Genomic DNA, 15,981 nt, shown 5'->3' on the forward strand with positions numbered 1-15,981 from the left:
CTATAGGGCGGTCTCGACAGCGCTCTTGACGGCCTCCAGACCAGCTTGGATGCCCTCGGCCTGAGTGCCGGAGCCCTGAGCCAGTGCTGGCTTACCGCCTCCGCGGCCACCAACCTTCTCCGCGAATGTCTTGACCAAATCGCCGGCCTTCACGCCCTTGTCCACAGCGGCGGACGTGGCGGCGGCGACGAATGGTACCTTGCCGCCGTCGTTGGAGGTAAACAGCACCACCGCGGCTTCGGAGCTCAGGCGGCCAATCGCATCGGTGGTCAGGGTGCGCAGGTCACCGGCTGCAACGCCATCGGGCAGCTGCAACGCGATCACTTTCGTGTCGCCGATGGTCTGGCCTTGAGTAATCAAGTCCCCTACTTGGCTGGCCAGCTGCTGGTTGCGCAACTTCTGGATCTGTTTTTCAGCATCCTTCAGCTTGGCGGTCAGAGCATCGATGCGCTCCGGCAACTGCTCCGTTGGGGTCTTCAAGCTGGTCGCCAGCTCGCTGACTACGCTCTTTTCTCCGGACAGGAAGCGGAAGGAATCCATGCCTGTGTACGCCTCGATGCGGCGAACGCCCGAAGCCACGGAGGACTCGCCCAGCACCGCGATCGGGCCGATCTGGGAGGAGTGCTCCACGTGGATACCACCACACAGCTCCATGGAGAATGGACCGCCGATCTCCACCACGCGGACCTCCGATCCGTAGTTCTCACCGAACAGCGCCATGGCACCCATCGCCTTGGCCTCCTCCAGAGAGGTTTCGATGGTGTTGACCTGGTAGTCCGAATCCACCGCGCCGTTGGCGATGTCTTCGATACGACGCAGCTGTTCGTCCGTCAACTGCTCGCCATAGTTGAAGTCGAAGCGCAGGTAGCCGGGCTTGTTCAAAGATCCAGCCTGGACTGCCGTGGGGCCCAGCACCTCGCGAAGGGCGGCGTGAATCAAGTGCGTGCCAGAGTGCGCCTGGCGGGCCTGGTGGCGCCACGCGTTGTCCACGTGGCTGGTGACCGCGTTGCCCACAGCCACGGTGCCGCCGGTGATGGTGGCGTTGTGGACCCAAACCTTCTTGCCCACCTTCTGCACGTCATCCACGCGGGCGCTAAAGCCCTCGCCCTTGATCACGCCGCGGTCGGCCATCTGGCCACCGGCCTCGGCGTAGAAGGGGGTGCGGTCCAGGATGATCTGAACCGTCGTTCCCTCGGAGGCGCGATCCACCAACGCACCTTCAGAGATGAGGCCCAGCACCTTGCCCTCATCCTCCAGCTGGGTGTACCCCGTGAAGACAGTGGCGTGGTTGTCCACGAACGCGCGGTACACGGACTGGTCCGCGTGACCCAGCTTCTTGGCGTTGTTGTCTGCCTTGGCGCGGGCCTTTTGCTCGGCCATGTGTGCGTGGAAGCCCTCTTCGTCCACCTGCAGGTTGTTCTCCTGGGCCATTTCCATGGTCAGGTCGATCGGGAAGCCGTGCGTGTCGTGCAGGGTGAAGGCAACGTCGCCAGGAATGGTGGTCTCACCACGGTCCTTCGCGCCGGAGACATACTCGTCGAACAGTCGCGTTCCGGATTCCAGTGTCTTCAGGAAGGACTTCTCCTCGCCCACGGCCACGGCACGAATACGCTCCCAAGAGTCCGCGATCTCTGGGTAGGACGGAGTCATCGTGGTGGATACGGTCTCCATTAGCTTCTCCATCGTCTCGCCGCGTGCTCCCAGCAGGCGTGCGGAGCGGATGATACGGCGCAGCAGACGGCGCAGAATGTAGCCGCGGCCCTCGTTGCCGGGGGTCACGCCATCCAGCATCAGCATCAATCCGGTACGGCAATGATCAGCAATCACGCGGAACCGCACGTCGGCCTGGGCGTCGGATCCATAGGCAGCACCCGTGAGCCGCTCAGCCTCGTCGATCACCGGGCGCAACAGGTCCGTCTCGTAGACGTTATCCACGTCCTGGAGCAGGCAGGCCACGCGCTCGATGCCCATACCCGTATCGATGTTCTGCTTCGGTAGGGGGCCTAAGATCTCAAAGTTGCCCTTGCCCAGCCCCTCGCCGCGCTCGTTTTGCATGAAGACCAGGTTCCAGATCTCCATGTAGCGTGTGTCATCGGCGATCGGGCCACCCTCCTTGCCGTGCTCCGGTCCACGGTCGTAGTAGATCTCGGAGCAGGGACCGCACGGGCCTGGCACACCCATGGACCAGTAGTTATCCTCCATGCCCAAACGCTGAATTCGCTCGGCCGGAACACCGATCTTCTTCTCCCAGATCTCGGCGGCCTCGTCGTCGTCCAGGTACACGGTCACCCACAGGCGCTCGGGATCCAGCCCGAAGCCACCGTCCTCCACGGATTTGGTGAGCAAGGTCCAGGCGTGGGTGATGGCGCCTTCCTTGAAGTAGTTGCCGAAGGAGAAGTTGCCGGCCATCTGGAAGAAGGTATTGTGCCGGGTGGTGATGCCCACCTCTTCAATATCCAACGTACGCACGCATTTTTGGATGGAGGTTGCCGTCTCAAAAGGAGGAGTTTGCTGGCCCAGGAAGTAAGGCTTGAACGGCACCATGCCGGCGTTGACGAAGAGGAGGTTCGGATCATCCAGGATCAACGACGCGCTGGGAACCTCGGTGTGTCCGGCATTCGTAAAGTGCTCGATGAAGCGCTGGCGAATCTCATGCGTTTGCACGTTTTTTAGACCTCGTTAACAGATAGTGCGAATTGACCTCAATTAGTCTACCTGTCCGTGGGGTGAAGGCCTTATTTACCCCGTATCCAGCCACGAACGATCGCGCGCAGGCTCTCCAGCCGCGCGGAGATGGTGCGTTCGTGTCCGTGCTGCGTGGGTGTGTAGTACACGGCGTCCTGAAGATCATCGGGCAGGTAGTGCTGTGGGACCACGCCCTTGGGATCATCGTGCGGGTACTTATAGCCCACCGCGTTGCCGAGGTCCTTCGCCCCCTGGTAGTGCCCGTCGCGCAGATGCACCGGGACGGTGTGGCCCTTACCTGCGCGCACGTCCTCCACGGCCCGACCGATGGCGCTGATGACCGCGTTGGACTTGGGTGCGGTGGCCAAGTGGATGGTCGCCTGGGCTAGGTTGAGGCGCGCTTCCGGCATGCCGATGAACGTCACCGCGTGGTGCGCGGCCACGGCAATCTGCAGGGCCGAGGGGTCGGCCATCCCAATGTCCTCCGAGGCGTGGATCACCAGCCGCCGGGAAATGAACCGCGGGTCCTCCCCCGCTTCCAACATCCGGGCCAGGTAGTGCAGCGCCGCGTCCGGGTCTGATCCTCGGATGGACTTGATAAACGCGCTGGTCACGTCGTAGTGCTGATCGCCGTCGCGGTCATAACGCACCACCGCACGGTTGATGGACTGGCGAATATCCTCGGCCGTGACCGCAACGGGCGTGTCCGTTGTGTTCCCCCGTGTGCTCGCTGCGATCGTTGTTTCCGACGCCGCCTCGAGGTATGTCAGACTTCGTCGAGCATCCCCAGCAGATAATGCCACAAGGTAGTCCAGCGCCTCGTCGTCGAGAGCCACGGCGTCGTTCAGCCCTCGTTCGTCGTGGATCGCCCGCTGCAGCACCGTCCGGATGTCTGAATCGGACAGGGACTCCAGCTGCACCAGCAAGCTGCGCGAGAGCAGTGGCGCGACTACGGAAAAGGACGGATTCTCGGTGGTCGCGGCCACAAGCAGCACAGTCCTGTTTTCCACGGCAGACAGCAGAGCGTCCTGCTGGGTTTTGGAAAAACGGTGCACCTCGTCGATGAACAGTACCGTGTGCTCCCCCATCACCAGGCGCCGACGGGCCTCCTCGATGACAGCCCGGACCTCCTTGACACCGGAGTTGAGGGCGGACAGCGACTCGAAGTGCCGGCCGGAGGCCGAGGAGATCAGAGACGCAACCGTGGTTTTCCCGGTGCCCGGGGGCCCGTACAAAATCACGGAGGTCTCCCCGTGCCCCTCAATCAACCGGCGCAGCGGCGAACCTGCACCCAGCACCTTTTCCTGCCCCACCACCTCATCGAGGCTGCGCGGGCGCATCCGTACCGCCAAGGGCGAGTGGAGGCCTGGGTGGAAGTAGTTGGCCGCAGCGGAGGAGGCCTGCGGGGCATCGTCGTCGGGAGAGAACAGATCGGCCATTAGGCGTCCCGGAACTTCGGCGTGGCGCCCATCCTCTTCAACGCCGCGATCAACCGGCCCGTGTAGGCCACCACCGCTGGGGTGTACACGCACGGCTGGTTTTCCGCGAACCGCAGCACGGCATCCACAGTGGTCGCCAGGTCTTCCAACTGGTCAGAGCCCAGCTGCTTGAGACCATGAGTACCCTCGACCAACCCGAGGTTTGCGCCCTTCAAGATCTCCTCGGCGTGCTGATCAATGGCCAGTCGGCCGTAGTACAGGATCATCAGGGACATGTAGGACCAGCCGATGAGTGCCGAGAGGATGACAGTACGCAGCGTCTCATCGTCACGGATCTCTGGCCACGACGGTGCAATTTCCGCCCGCCAGCTGGCCAGGAACTCCCGGGCCTCCTCGTCGGTCAAGGCCGGAGTGGAATTGTCCTGAGGGAATCCCGCAATCACGCAGGCCACGTCGAATGTCACCTCGCGGAAGCGCGCCCACTCGTAGTCCAAAAACACCACGTTCTTCGTGAGCATGATGTTGTCCGGTGCCAAGTCGAAGGGTGTAAACGCCTGGAAGTCCGGGCGCTGCTGATGGTCCGCGGCGCGCTCTGCCAGCTCCGTCACCACCGGATCAATCTCCGGATCAATGTGCTCCAGTAATCCCATACCGCCCCGGATCAATTCGGGAATGTTGAGATCGAACTCCTCCAGCTGTGCGGGGTCCAATTGGTGCTTGTGGCACTGGCGCCGATAGAGCACGGTGAACGCCTCGGTATCCCCAAACGTGTGGGCATGCATCCGGCCCAGCGCCTTGCCCAGCTTGCGCACCGCCTGCTGGCGGTCGTTGTCTGAGAAGTAGTTGAGAACATCTGTGAAGTTCTCCCCGTCCCCCTCGTCCGAGAGGATTAGGACGCGCTCATCAATGGAGTACGCAAGCAACAATGGACCCGGCCGGGCGGCCTCGGACAAGGTGTTGGTGTACTGGTACGCCACTACTTCACGGATCAAGGCCACCTGGTTAGGGCTCAACTCGTCACCGCGTACACGAGCTGCCTCTGCCCCATCGCTAGGCTCTGCCTCGGTATCTAACGGCAAGCGCTTAATGACCACGGACCGCTCCTGGAGGAACGGGTTCGGTGCCACGCGGCAGCGAAGAACCGTCGCCACGCCCGAGCCGCCCAAATCCTCCGGATTGGACAGCTCGGCCGTACCACCAAAGCGTGTGGACAGCAGCTCTTCGGCTACCGAAACAGTTGACTCGATTAAGGACTCAGAGGCAGACACGACACCCTAGGCCTTCTTGTGCTGAGCGTTCTTTACCTTTGCATCAATGCCAGATTCCTTGCGCTGAGCAGCGGAAATCTCACCAGGAGCATCGGTCAATGGATCCACTCCACCACCGGACTTCGGGAAGGCGATGACGTCGCGGATGGAATCGAAACCACCCAGCAGGGACACGATGCGGTCCCAACCAAAGGCAATACCGCCGTGAGGAGGCGCGCCAAAGGCGAAGGCGTCCAGCAGGAAGCCGAACTTCTCCTGGGCTTCCTCCTGGCTGATGCCCATGACCTTGAAGACACGCTCCTGAACATCGGGGCGGTGGATACGGATGGATCCACCACCGATCTCGTTGCCGTTGCACACGATGTCGTAGGCGTAGGCCAAGGCAGAACCTGGGTCGCTATCGAAGGTGTCCAGGAACTCTGGCTTCGGAGAGGTAAACGCGTGGTGCACGGCGGTCCAGGAGGAGTTGCCCAAGGCCACGTCACCGGAGGCCGTGGCGTCCGCGGATGGCTCGAACAGTGGTGCGTCCACCACCCAGGTGAAGGCCCAGTCGCCGTCCTTGATGAGGCCCAGCTTCGAGGCGATCTCACCGCGAGCCGCACCCAGCAGGGCGCGGGAGGCCTTCGTTTCGCCGGCGGCGAAGAAGATGCAATCGCCAGGCTTCGCTCCGACGTGGTCCGCGATGCCCGCGCGCTCGGCGTCGGTCAGATTCTTCGCAACAGGACCGGCGAGCTGCCCGTCCTCGCCCACCAGGATGTAGGCCAGGCCCTTGGCGCCACGCTGCTTCGCCCAGTCCTGCCACGCATCCAGCTGGCGGCGAGGCTGCGACGCACCACCCTCCATGACCACGGCGCCCACGTACTCGGCCTGGAACACACGGAAGGTCGTGTCCTTGAAGAACTCGGCGCACTCGGTGATCTCAATATCGAAACGCAGGTCCGGCTTATCGGAGCCGTACTTGCGCATCGCCTCGGCGTAGGTAATGCGTGGAATTGGGGTAGGAATCGTGTAGCCAATCTGCTCCCACACGGCAGACAGGATGTCCTCGGCCAGGGAGATCACATCCTCCTGGTCGACGAAGCTCATCTCCACATCCAGCTGGGTAAACTCCGGCTGGCGATCCGCACGGAAATCCTCGTCGCGGTAGCAGCGAGCAATCTGGTAGTAACGCTCCATACCGGCCACCATCAGCAGCTGCTTAAACAGCTGAGGCGACTGCGGCAGTGCGTAGAACGTTCCGGGCTTCAGGCGGGCGGGTACCAGGAAGTCACGCGCACCCTCCGGGGTGGAGCGGGTCAGCGTGGGGGTTTCAATCTCGGTGAAATCATGCTCATCCAACACGCGGCGGGCAGCCTGGCTCACCTTGGAACGCAGACGCAGGGCATCGCCCTGGGACTTGCGGCGCAGGTCCAGGTAGCGGTACTTCAGGCGGGTCTCCTCGCCGACCTCGCCACCGGCCGTGGACGGATCATCGATCTGGAAAGGCAGTGCGGCGGACTCGTTGAGGATCTCCAACTCGGTGACATTGACCTCAATCTCACCCGAGGCAAGGTTCGGGTTCGCAGAGCCCTCCGGACGAGCCTCCACCGTTCCGGTGACCTTGATGCAGAACTCGCTGCGCAGGCCGTGCGCGCGTTCGGCAACCTCGGACTCGCGGAACACCACCTGGGCCACGCCGGAGCGATCCCGCAGATCGATAAAGATAACGCCTCCGTGGTCGCGACGACGGCCAACCCAGCCGGTCAGCGTCACTTCTTGAGCAATGTTTTCGGCGCGGAGTTCGCCCGCGAGGTGAGTACGAAGCACTTTGTGCTTTCCCTTTCGATATGGATTCATTGAGTTCAGCCCTTCAGCATACCGGACGCACCCCAGCGATCCCACATGAGCCTTCCCCCACGGCCGTGCAAAATATGGCAACATCAACCACGTGACTTTCAATAACAATCTGGGAAACGACTACGGCAGTCGAGGATCCACGGGCGGCTCCGGTGGCTCCGGCGGATTCGGTAACGGTTTTGGCGGAGGACCTCGCCGCGGCGGTGGTATGTTCATGAGCCTGCTCGGCGGAATGATCGGGCGGAAGTTCGGCATCCCAGGGCTCATCATCTTCGCGATCGCCGTGTTCCTCTTTTCTGGCGGTGCGCGGATGCTTCCCGGTGTGGGGGATTCTGGCCAGCAGACGCAGGGACGTTCTGGTGCGGGACTGGAGCACTGCAAAACCTTCGAGGACGCCAACGACAATGACGATTGCCGCATCCTCGCGACCCAGGAGTCCCTGGACCGGATCTGGGGCGAGATCCTCCCCCAGGAAGCCGGCATTAAGTACACGCGCAATGAACTCACGATCGCGGAAGGGCCTATGTCCACGGGCTGCGGGCGCGCCAACGCCTCGGAGACCGGGCCCTTCTACTGCCCCGGCGATAACACTGTCTACATGCCCGTAGAGTTCTTCCAGCAGCTCAAGCGCATGGGCGGATCCGATGGTCCGTTCTCCCAGATGTACGTCACCGCGCACGAGGTGGGCCACCACATCCAACACTTGGAAGGCACCCTGGGGCTGTCCGATTACGACAACCCCGGTCAAGATTCCAATGCGGTGAAGATCGAGCTGCAGGCCGATTGCTATGCCGGGCTGTGGGCCTCCCAGGCGGATAAGGGCCCGAATGCGGTGTTGGATCCGCTCACACAGGATCAAGTGGAGCAGGCCGTGACGACCGCCCGCTCGATCGGCGATGACGCGATCCAGAAGAACTCAGGGCAAAACGTGGATCCCGACGCCTGGACTCACGGCTCCGCCGAAGACCGCGTGAACTGGTTCATGCGCGGCTACCAGGGTGGCACCATGAAGTCCTGCGCGCAGGACTTCAACCGCTGACCGCGAAGGATTTCAACCGCTAACGCGGACATAGCCGCGGCGCAGCCACGGCTAAGACTCAGCACAAGCAAGGCAGAGCTACTGCTCCTGCGCCACGCCCTGGAGCACCTCGTCGACCACGGATTCCACCGGCAGCGAACGCTGGTCGTGAGCGCGCAGGTCCTTGAGCACCACGGTGCCCTCGGCCAGCTCCTGATCCCCGAGCACCAGAGCATAGAGCGCTCCAGCACGATCGGCGCCCTTCATGGCGCCCTTCAGACCACGATCACCATAGGACATGTCCGTGGCAACACCTGCTGCACGCAGCGTATCCACCAGGCTCACCATCGTGCGCTTAGCCTCCGCACCCATGGCCACGCCAAACACATCAACCCGCCGGCCCGTGGACGCCTGAACCTCCTCGGCTTTCAGCGCCAACAGCGTGCGGTCCACGCCCAGGCCAAAGCCGATGCCGGAGAGATCCTGGCCGCCCAGCTGTGCCATGAGTCCGTCATAGCGGCCTCCGCCACCAATACCCGATTGTGCTCCCAGTCCGTCGTGGACGAACTCGAAGCAGGTCTTGGTGTAGTAATCCAGGCCGCGCACCATGCGAGGGTTGATGGTGTACTCAATACCCATGTCATCCAGGTGCCCGGTGACGGTCTCGAAATGCTCGCGGGAGGAGTCACTCAAGTGATCCAGCATCAGGGGTGCCTCGGCCAGCATCTCCTGCATCTCCGGGCGCTTGTCGTCTAGCACGCGCAAGGGGTTGATCTGCGCGCGGTGGCGGGTGGCCTCGTCCAGCGGCAGCGTCGCCAGAAAATCCTGGAGCTTCTGCCGATATGCGGGACGGTCGGAGGAATCCCCCAGGCTGGTGAGCTCCAACCGGAAGCCCGTCAGCCCCACGGACGTAAAGCAGCGGTGTGCCAGGGCAATGACCTCGGCATCCAGCGCCGGGTCATCCACGCCAATGGCCTCTACACCCACCTGCTGCAGTTGGCGGTAGCGTCCCGCTTGGGGCCGCTCGTAGCGGAAGAAGGGGCCGTTGTAGGTGAGCTTGACCGGCAGCTGACCTCGGTCAAGGTTGTGCTCGATGACGGCCCGCATCACGCCCGCGGTGCCTTCGGGGCGCAGCGTGACGGAGCGGTCGCCGCGGTCAGCGAATGTGTACATTTCCTTGGACACCACGTCAGTGGACTCTCCCACGCCGCGTGCGAACAGGGCAGTTTCTTCAAAGATGGGCAATTCGATGTGTTCATAGCCGGCATTGTGGGCTGCGGTAGTGAACGCCTGCTTGATGGCGTGGAACTCCGCGGAAACCGGTGGATAATAGTCCGGAACTCCCTTGGGCGCCTTGAGTGCCGTGAACGAGGATGCCTTACCTGAAGAATCTTTAGTAGTCACAGCGATTTAGCTTAGCAGCCCTCACGTGCTGGCTAGACCACTGACGACAGGTAGGAATTCGTGGCCTTTTCCTCACCGATGGTGGTCTGCGGTCCATGTCCCGGGAGTACCACGTCTGCATCGTTAAATTCGACGCCCAGCTTCTTTAGCGACAGCACCATGTCCTCTGGGGAACTAAAGGGAAGATCGGTGCGTCCGATGCCGCCCTTGAAGAGCACGTCTCCTCCGATGATGAGCCCGTCTACTCGGAACATGACGTGTCCTGGGGAGTGCCCGGGCATGTGGTGCACGGTCCAGGTTGTCCCGCCCATCTCTACGGTGTCCTCGAGATAACTCACTGTGTCTGGAAGGCTCATGGAGTCCACGTCGAACAGTGGAGCGAAGGGGCTGCCGCTTAAGTCCTGCGTCATGACGGGTTCGTCGAGTTCGTGGATCTGAACCGGCACGCCCAGGGTGCCGGCGTCGCGGATGTGGTCGATGTGTCCATGGGTGAGCACCACGTTGGTGACGGTGAAGTTCTTCTCCTCGGAGAGCGTGGCCAACACGTCGGCTGCTCCGTAGCCCGGGTCGATCACTGTGGCGGAGGCTGATCCATCGCTCGTGGTGTTGGCGTGGTCGATGAGGACGAAGCAGTTGGTCTCGAAGGGGCCGACCACGAAGCCGATCAGCTCGGTGGTCTCTGGGAGTCCGGGAATGGGAGTGTGATTCATGCCACCACTGTACTCCACGTGGTATACAGCGCTCATGCTCTTTCGTGGAGGTGTTCGTCGAGCCCGACGCTTCGATACGGCATAATACAGAGGAATGTCTTTTCAACGAAAGGTCACCGTCCGTGTCTGACAACGACAAGAACTCTCTTCCTCACGAACGCCGTCAGGATGAGGCACTCACCGAGCTGAGTAAGGCCATCAAGTCCCGCGAGCGCCAGGCGAAAACCGCGCCCCTGCTGGTGGTGTTCGCCACGGTCGCTGTGTTGGCCCTGATTGTTGGCGGCATCTGGTTCGCCGCTACATATCAAGGCAGCAACGATGAGGACGCAACGGCACAGTCTTCGTCCACCTCCCCCACCACCACCGAGCCGGAGGTCAAGACCGCGGCGATGCCGTCGGGTCCGCTGGAGCCGTATGGCGACAGCGTGACCTGTGAGTACGTCGCGGGTGAGAAGGCTGCGAAGGAGGTCTCCCGCCCTGCGGGTGAGAACGTTCCTGCGACGGGGACCCAGAGTGTCACCCTGTCCACTTCTGATGGCGATGTGAACATTACCCTGGACAATTCACAGTCTCCGTGCACCACGCATTCCTTCGCACACCTGGTGAAGGAGAAGTTCTACAACGACACGGTCTGCCACCGCGCAGTGAAGAGTCCGAACATGGCCATCCTGCAGTGTGGTGACCCATCCGCTACCGGTACCGGCGGCCCTGGCTACTCCTTCAACGATGAGTTCCCCACCAATGGCGTGAAGCCCGATGCCCTGAACTCCCCTGTCACGTACCAGCGTGGAACCCTGGCCATGGCCAACTCCGGCGAGAACACCAATGGTTCCCAGTTCTTCCTGGTGACCCAGGACACCACCTTGCCGCCGAAGTACAACGTCTTCGGAACTATCTCCGAGGAAGGCCTGGCAACGCTGGACAAGATCATGGACACCAAGGTCAAGGAGGGCGCTGATGGTGCTCCCGAGCCTGAGGTGAAGATCGAGTCCGCAACCCTGAACTCCTAAAACCCCAGCACCACCGATCCCAGCAATACTAAAAGCCGGCGCACTCCGCGCCGGCTTTTGTTCATGTCCTATCCCCCGGACGTCAGACGGTAGACGTCAAATACGCCTTCTACGTTGCGCAGCTGATTCATCGTATAACCCAGCTGCTTGGTGTCTGAGACCTCGAAGGTAAAGCGAATCATCGCCACGCGATCGGGCGAGGTGTGAGAGTTCGTGGCCACAATCGGCAGCTTCTGCTCCGTCACCACGCGTGTGACCTCAGCCAACAGACCGTTGTGATCGAGGCCCTCGATTTGAATCGTGACCGTGAACACCGCGTTGTGGAACGTGCTTGCCCAAGACACCTCGATAATGCGCTCGGGCTCCAAGTGCAGTTTGTCCGAGTTGGTACAGTCCGTTCTGTGCACCGAAATGCCACCGCCCTTGGTGATAAAGCCGAAGATCTGATCTCCGGGAACGGGCGTGCAGCACTTCGCCAGCTTAGCGGAGAAGTCCGACTGTCCCTGAACCAGGATTCCCGAGCCGTCGCCTCGTCCTTCCTGCGGGGTGTTCGAGTTCTTCGATGGCATCGCCTGCGGCGGCTGGAAAACCTCGACCTCGTTCTCGTCCTCGTCGGCGAACATCTCGATGATGTTTTTGCAGACGTGCTCGGCCGAGACTTCGTTGCGTCCAATGGCCGTGTAGAGCGCCTCGATGTCTGGGTAACGCAGCTCGGAGGCAATTGCCCGCATGGTCGACGGAGTCATGAGCCTCTGCAGGCGCAACCCTCCTCGCTGTACCTCAGCGGCGAGGTAGTCGCGGCCCTTTTCGGCAGCCTCTTCACGCTGCTCCTTGGCGAACCACTGGCGAATCTTCGCCCGAGCCCTCGGCGAGCCCACGAACTTAGCCCAGTCCTTCGAGGGGCCGGCGTCCTTATCCTTCGAGGTAAAGATCTCTACCTTGTCACCGGTCTTCAGCTTGGATTCCAGCGCCACCAACTTTCCGTTGACCTTGGCACCAATACAGCGGTGCCCGATCTCGGTGTGCACGCTGTAGGCAAAATCCACCGGGGTGGAACCGTTCGGCAAGGTGATCGCATCGCCCTTGGGGGTGAAGACAAAAATCTGGTTGGTGGACAGGTCATAGCGCAGGGAGTCCAGGAACTCATTCGGATCAGCGGCTTCCTTTTGCCAATCCAGAAGCTGGCGCATCCACGCCATCTGATCCACCTCGGCGCTATCGCCCTTGTGGCTGCCCTTCGTCTCCTTGTACCGCCAGTGCGCGGCAATGCCGAACTCCGCATTGTGGTGCATGTCGTGGGTGCGGATCTGGATTTCCAGCGGCTTGGCATCCGGTCCAATGACCGTGGTGTGCAAGGACTGATACACACCGAAGCGGGGCTGGCTGATGTAGTCCTTGAATCGGCCCGGCATGGGCTGGTACACGCTGTGGATCACACCCACGGCTGCGTAGCAATCCTGGACGGAGTCCACCAGGATGCGGATACCCACCAGGTCGAAGATCTCGTCGAAGTCCCGGCCGCGAACAATCATCTTCTGGTAGATCGACCAGTAGTGCTTCGGCCGCCCCACCACCTCGGCCACCACGCCCGAGCGCTTCATGGTGCTTTCGATCTCAGATTTCACCTTCAGGATGTACTGGTCGCGCTTCGGCGCGCGATCGGCCACCAGCCGAACGATCTCTTCATATTTCTTCGGGTACAGGATCGCGAAGGACAGGTCCTCCAGCTCCCACTTCACCGTCGCCATGCCCAGGCGATGAGCCAGCGGTGCGATCACCTCAAGGGTCTGCTCTGCCTTCTTTGCCTGCTTTTCGGGCTTCAAGAAGCGCATGGTCCGCATGTTGTGCAAGCGGTCTGCAACCTTGATGACCAGCACACGCGGGTCGTTGGCCATGGCCACGATCATCTTGCGAATGGTCTCCGCCTCTGCCGCGGACCCCAGGACCATCTTGTCCAACTTCGTCACGCCGTCCACCAGGCGCGCCACTTCTTCACCGAAGTCCCGGGTCAGGTCATCCAGGGAGTAGTCGGTATCCTCCACCGTGTCGTGAAGAAGAGCCGCCACGAGCGTGGTGGTGTCCATGCCGATTTCCGCGGCGATGGTGGCCACAGCCAGAGGGTGGGTGATGTACGGCTCGCCGGATTTCCGCTGCACCCCCTCATGCAACCGCTCGGCCGTCGCGTAAGCACGATTCAGAATCTCCGGGTCGGCCTTCGGGTGGAAGCGCCTGTGCACGGTCAACAAGGGGCTGATCACAGGGTTGATCTTCTGCTTGCTGCTTCCCGTCAGACTGCGCGCGATGCGCGACGCCATCCACAGGGAACCCTTTTCGTTGCTCATGATGTGTGACCGTCTCTTCTCTAGCCCGTCAGCTGCAATCCCACATGTCGCGGGGTACGTCTATGTATCCCCCGATGATACTTCGTGAGTGTTCAAAACGAACAACGGAACATCGGAGAGTCTCTCGCGCCCATTCAACCCGTCCACTTCGAGCACAACGGCCAGGCCCGCCACTTGAGCCCCCGCCTTCTCCAACAACTCGCGGGAGGCCTGCAGGGTCCCACCGGTCGCCAACACGTCGTCCACCAGCAGCACACGCTTGCCGCGCAGATCAATGCCAGAGCTAGGAATCTCCAACTGCGCGGAGCCGTACTCCAGGTCGTAACTGATGGTATGCACCGGCGGGGGTAGCTTGCCGCCCTTGCGGATCGCCAACACACCCACGCCCAGCTCGTAGGCTACCGCGCTGCCCAGCAGGAACCCTCGGGCATCCAAACCGCCAATCAGGTCGATGTTCTGGCTGCGGGCGAACTCCGCCAGCACGCGCACGATGGCCCGGTAGGCCTCCGGGTCAGCCAACACGGGCGTGAGATCCTCGAACACGATTCCCTCGGAGGGAAAATCGTGGACAATCCGCGTGAGATCCCGTAATGCCCCCTGCGCCTGGCGCAGGGAGGACAGCATCGCGTTATTCATGGTGATCCTCCGTGCTCTCCACAGGATGATCCTGTTCGGTCCAGCGATCCATATTCCATGCCAGGCCGGCGTCGGATCCATTATCGGTGACATAATCCACATGGTGTTCCACGGCAATCTGGCGTGGCTCGGTGGTCAGGGGGATGGTCATGGAGTCCCGCTGAAGGTTCTCCTCGGAGGCGCGGATGGCCTCCAGGCGGGAGAACACGTTGGTGTTTTCGGAGGAATTGCGGCCGAAGGAGCCGCGCGTATCCAGCAGCACGTCGTAGTCCTGCCCCAGCGTGCCGTAGCTATCGGCGCTGAGCGCGATGGGTTGCACCTCAATTCCCGCGTCCGCACAGCTGGCCTGGATGCTCTCCACAATGGTCTTGTAGCGCGGCGTGGAATCCAGGTAGCCGATCCGGATCTGCTGGCCGCCCAGGTGCTCACGGGCGCTGTCGAGGTTCACGGCCATGGCGGCGTCGTTGGTGGGCTGCAGCTGCGGAGCGAGCGCGTGCGTTGGGGGCACCACGCGCAGGCCCGTGGGTTGCACGTCCATGCCCGTGGCCTTCTTCACGTCTGCGGCGATTCGGGCCCGATCCACGCATTCCCCGAACGCGCGGCGCGCCTCCTCGCTCTCCAGCTGGTTAATGCCGCTGAGTCGCAGCGTATCCACGCGTTCCGAGATTGGGGTCTGTACCACCCAGTCGTCGCCATCCAGGCCTACGTCTTGCGGGCGAACGTCCGTGTCCAGATCCGCCACGCCTAGCGCGCGGTCCTCCGCCAGCTTTGTCACGTCCACGGTGCTCGGGTAGACATACAGCGGATCCTGCACGGGCGCGGGACCGGCATAGTGCGGATTCGCCACCAGCTTCAGGTGCCCGTCCTCTCCCCTCTCAGCCACGCTGTAGGGCCCGGACGTCGGCACGCTCGCTGGGTCCGTGCGGGTGACGTTAAACGTATCCTGCCATGCTTGGGCGATGCGGGTCTTCGTCTCCTGATCCTCCGACGCCACAGCGCTCACTACATCAGCCACCTCCGCCTTCTCGGCGACGATGTGAGCCGGCATGACCGTTCCCGCAGAGAACAGCTCCATGTAGCGGTTGCCGAAGCCCTCCTTGAAGTGGACCGCGAACTGCTTATTGCCGGGCGCGCAATCAATACTTTCTACCTGGTAGAACAGCGGAAGATCCGATCCGAAGAGCGCGGGGTCGCTGCTTGCGGCCTGGGTGAGCACGAAGTCATCGCACACCACGGGATGGCCATCGGAATACTGCGCCTTGTCGTTAATGACGTAGTCCACGCGGCGGGGATCATCGCCGGCGCGCGTGGCGGTCACGATATCGGGGTTGGGCAGCAGCTGCCCCTCTGGGCCGGCGATGGATGCGCCAGGATAGAGCCGGGCGGACACCTTGGCGGCATCGGTGGCCACACCGAGGGACGTTCCCGCGTTCGTGGTCATGATGGGGTTCGGGACCACGTAGCCCAGGCTCTCCAGGCGGGCCGAGTCCCCATCACCGGAGGAGCATGCCACCAGGCCCGCGGAGGCAATCACCACACCTCCCACCACGGCTGTTGCGACTCGTGCGGCGTGTGCAGTGAATCTCTTCACCGTTGTCATGATTCCTCCCGTGTGACCTGTGCGAGTGAGCTG

Annotated in this window: 11 protein-coding genes; 2 read left to right on the forward strand and 9 right to left on the reverse strand. The window is 62.1% G+C overall.

Translation table 11 applies throughout. The features are described from left to right. From alaS to aspS, 4 genes are all read right to left on the reverse strand, one after another. Positions 1-2,664: an alanine--tRNA ligase gene (alaS, locus tag IAU67_RS04735; protein ID WP_151841579.1), complete on the reverse strand. Its 2,664-nt coding sequence runs from the start codon at positions 2,662-2,664 to the stop codon at positions 1-3. Between the two features lie 71 nt (positions 2,665-2,735). Beyond that, positions 2,736-4,124, reverse strand: a complete 1,389-nt coding sequence (locus tag IAU67_RS04740) for a replication-associated recombination protein A (RefSeq protein ID WP_151841580.1) — start codon at positions 4,122-4,124, stop codon at positions 2,736-2,738. After that, positions 4,124-5,392 (reverse strand): phosphotransferase, encoded by a 1,269-nt coding sequence (locus tag IAU67_RS04745; RefSeq protein ID WP_225723441.1) that lies wholly within the window; start codon positions 5,390-5,392, stop codon positions 4,124-4,126. Before IAU67_RS04745 ends, IAU67_RS04740 begins: the two co-directional genes overlap by 1 nt. A gap of 6 nt (positions 5,393-5,398) precedes the next feature. Continuing rightward, positions 5,399-7,198: an aspartate--tRNA ligase gene (gene aspS, locus IAU67_RS04750; RefSeq protein WP_151841581.1), complete on the reverse strand. Its 1,800-nt coding sequence runs from the start codon at positions 7,196-7,198 to the stop codon at positions 5,399-5,401. A 121-nt stretch (positions 7,199-7,319) separates the two neighbouring features. On the opposite strand from aspS, the gene ypfJ reads away from it, so the two are divergent. Continuing rightward, positions 7,320-8,267 carry a KPN_02809 family neutral zinc metallopeptidase gene (ypfJ, locus tag IAU67_RS04755; RefSeq protein ID WP_151841582.1) on the forward strand — a complete coding sequence of 316 codons (948 nt, stop codon included), beginning with the start codon at positions 7,320-7,322 and terminating at the stop codon, positions 8,265-8,267. Positions 8,268-8,345: 78 nt separating this feature from the next. Here ypfJ and hisS read toward each other — a convergent pair whose 3' ends face one another. Both hisS and IAU67_RS04765 read right to left on the reverse strand, forming a co-directional pair. Next, the gene (gene hisS / locus IAU67_RS04760; RefSeq protein WP_151841583.1) at positions 8,346-9,650 is read right to left on the reverse strand and encodes a histidine--tRNA ligase; all 1,305 of its coding nucleotides are present in this window, start codon (positions 9,648-9,650) and stop codon (positions 8,346-8,348) included. Positions 9,651-9,682: 32 nt separating this feature from the next. After that, positions 9,683-10,360: an MBL fold metallo-hydrolase gene (locus tag IAU67_RS04765; RefSeq protein ID WP_151841584.1), complete on the reverse strand. Its 678-nt coding sequence runs from the start codon at positions 10,358-10,360 to the stop codon at positions 9,683-9,685. Between the two features lie 122 nt (positions 10,361-10,482). On the opposite strand from IAU67_RS04765, the gene IAU67_RS04770 reads away from it, so the two are divergent. Beyond that, complete coding sequence (locus tag IAU67_RS04770) at positions 10,483-11,370, forward strand: peptidylprolyl isomerase (protein WP_151841585.1); 888 nt, start codon at positions 10,483-10,485, stop codon at positions 11,368-11,370. A 68-nt stretch (positions 11,371-11,438) separates the two neighbouring features. On the opposite strand, the gene IAU67_RS04775 is transcribed toward IAU67_RS04770, so the two are convergent. The 3 genes from IAU67_RS04775 to IAU67_RS04785 are packed head-to-tail and all read right to left on the reverse strand — an operon-like array spanning position 11,439 to position 15,939. Then, positions 11,439-13,712: a RelA/SpoT family protein gene (locus tag IAU67_RS04775; RefSeq protein WP_151841586.1), complete on the reverse strand. Its 2,274-nt coding sequence runs from the start codon at positions 13,710-13,712 to the stop codon at positions 11,439-11,441. A 60-nt stretch (positions 13,713-13,772) separates the two neighbouring features. Further along, positions 13,773-14,348 carry an adenine phosphoribosyltransferase gene (locus IAU67_RS04780; protein WP_151841587.1) on the reverse strand — a complete coding sequence of 192 codons (576 nt, stop codon included), beginning with the start codon at positions 14,346-14,348 and terminating at the stop codon, positions 13,773-13,775. Further along, positions 14,341-15,939 carry an ABC transporter substrate-binding protein gene (locus IAU67_RS04785; protein ID WP_187767965.1) on the reverse strand — a complete coding sequence of 533 codons (1,599 nt, stop codon included), beginning with the start codon at positions 15,937-15,939 and terminating at the stop codon, positions 14,341-14,343. The genes IAU67_RS04780 and IAU67_RS04785 overlap by 8 nt, the downstream gene beginning before the upstream one ends. Positions 15,940-15,981: the final 42 nt, after the last annotated feature.

Origin of the sequence: Corynebacterium zhongnanshanii, assembly GCF_014490575.1 — a bacterium.
GTDB classification, from domain to species: domain Bacteria; phylum Actinomycetota; class Actinomycetes; order Mycobacteriales; family Mycobacteriaceae; genus Corynebacterium; species Corynebacterium zhongnanshanii.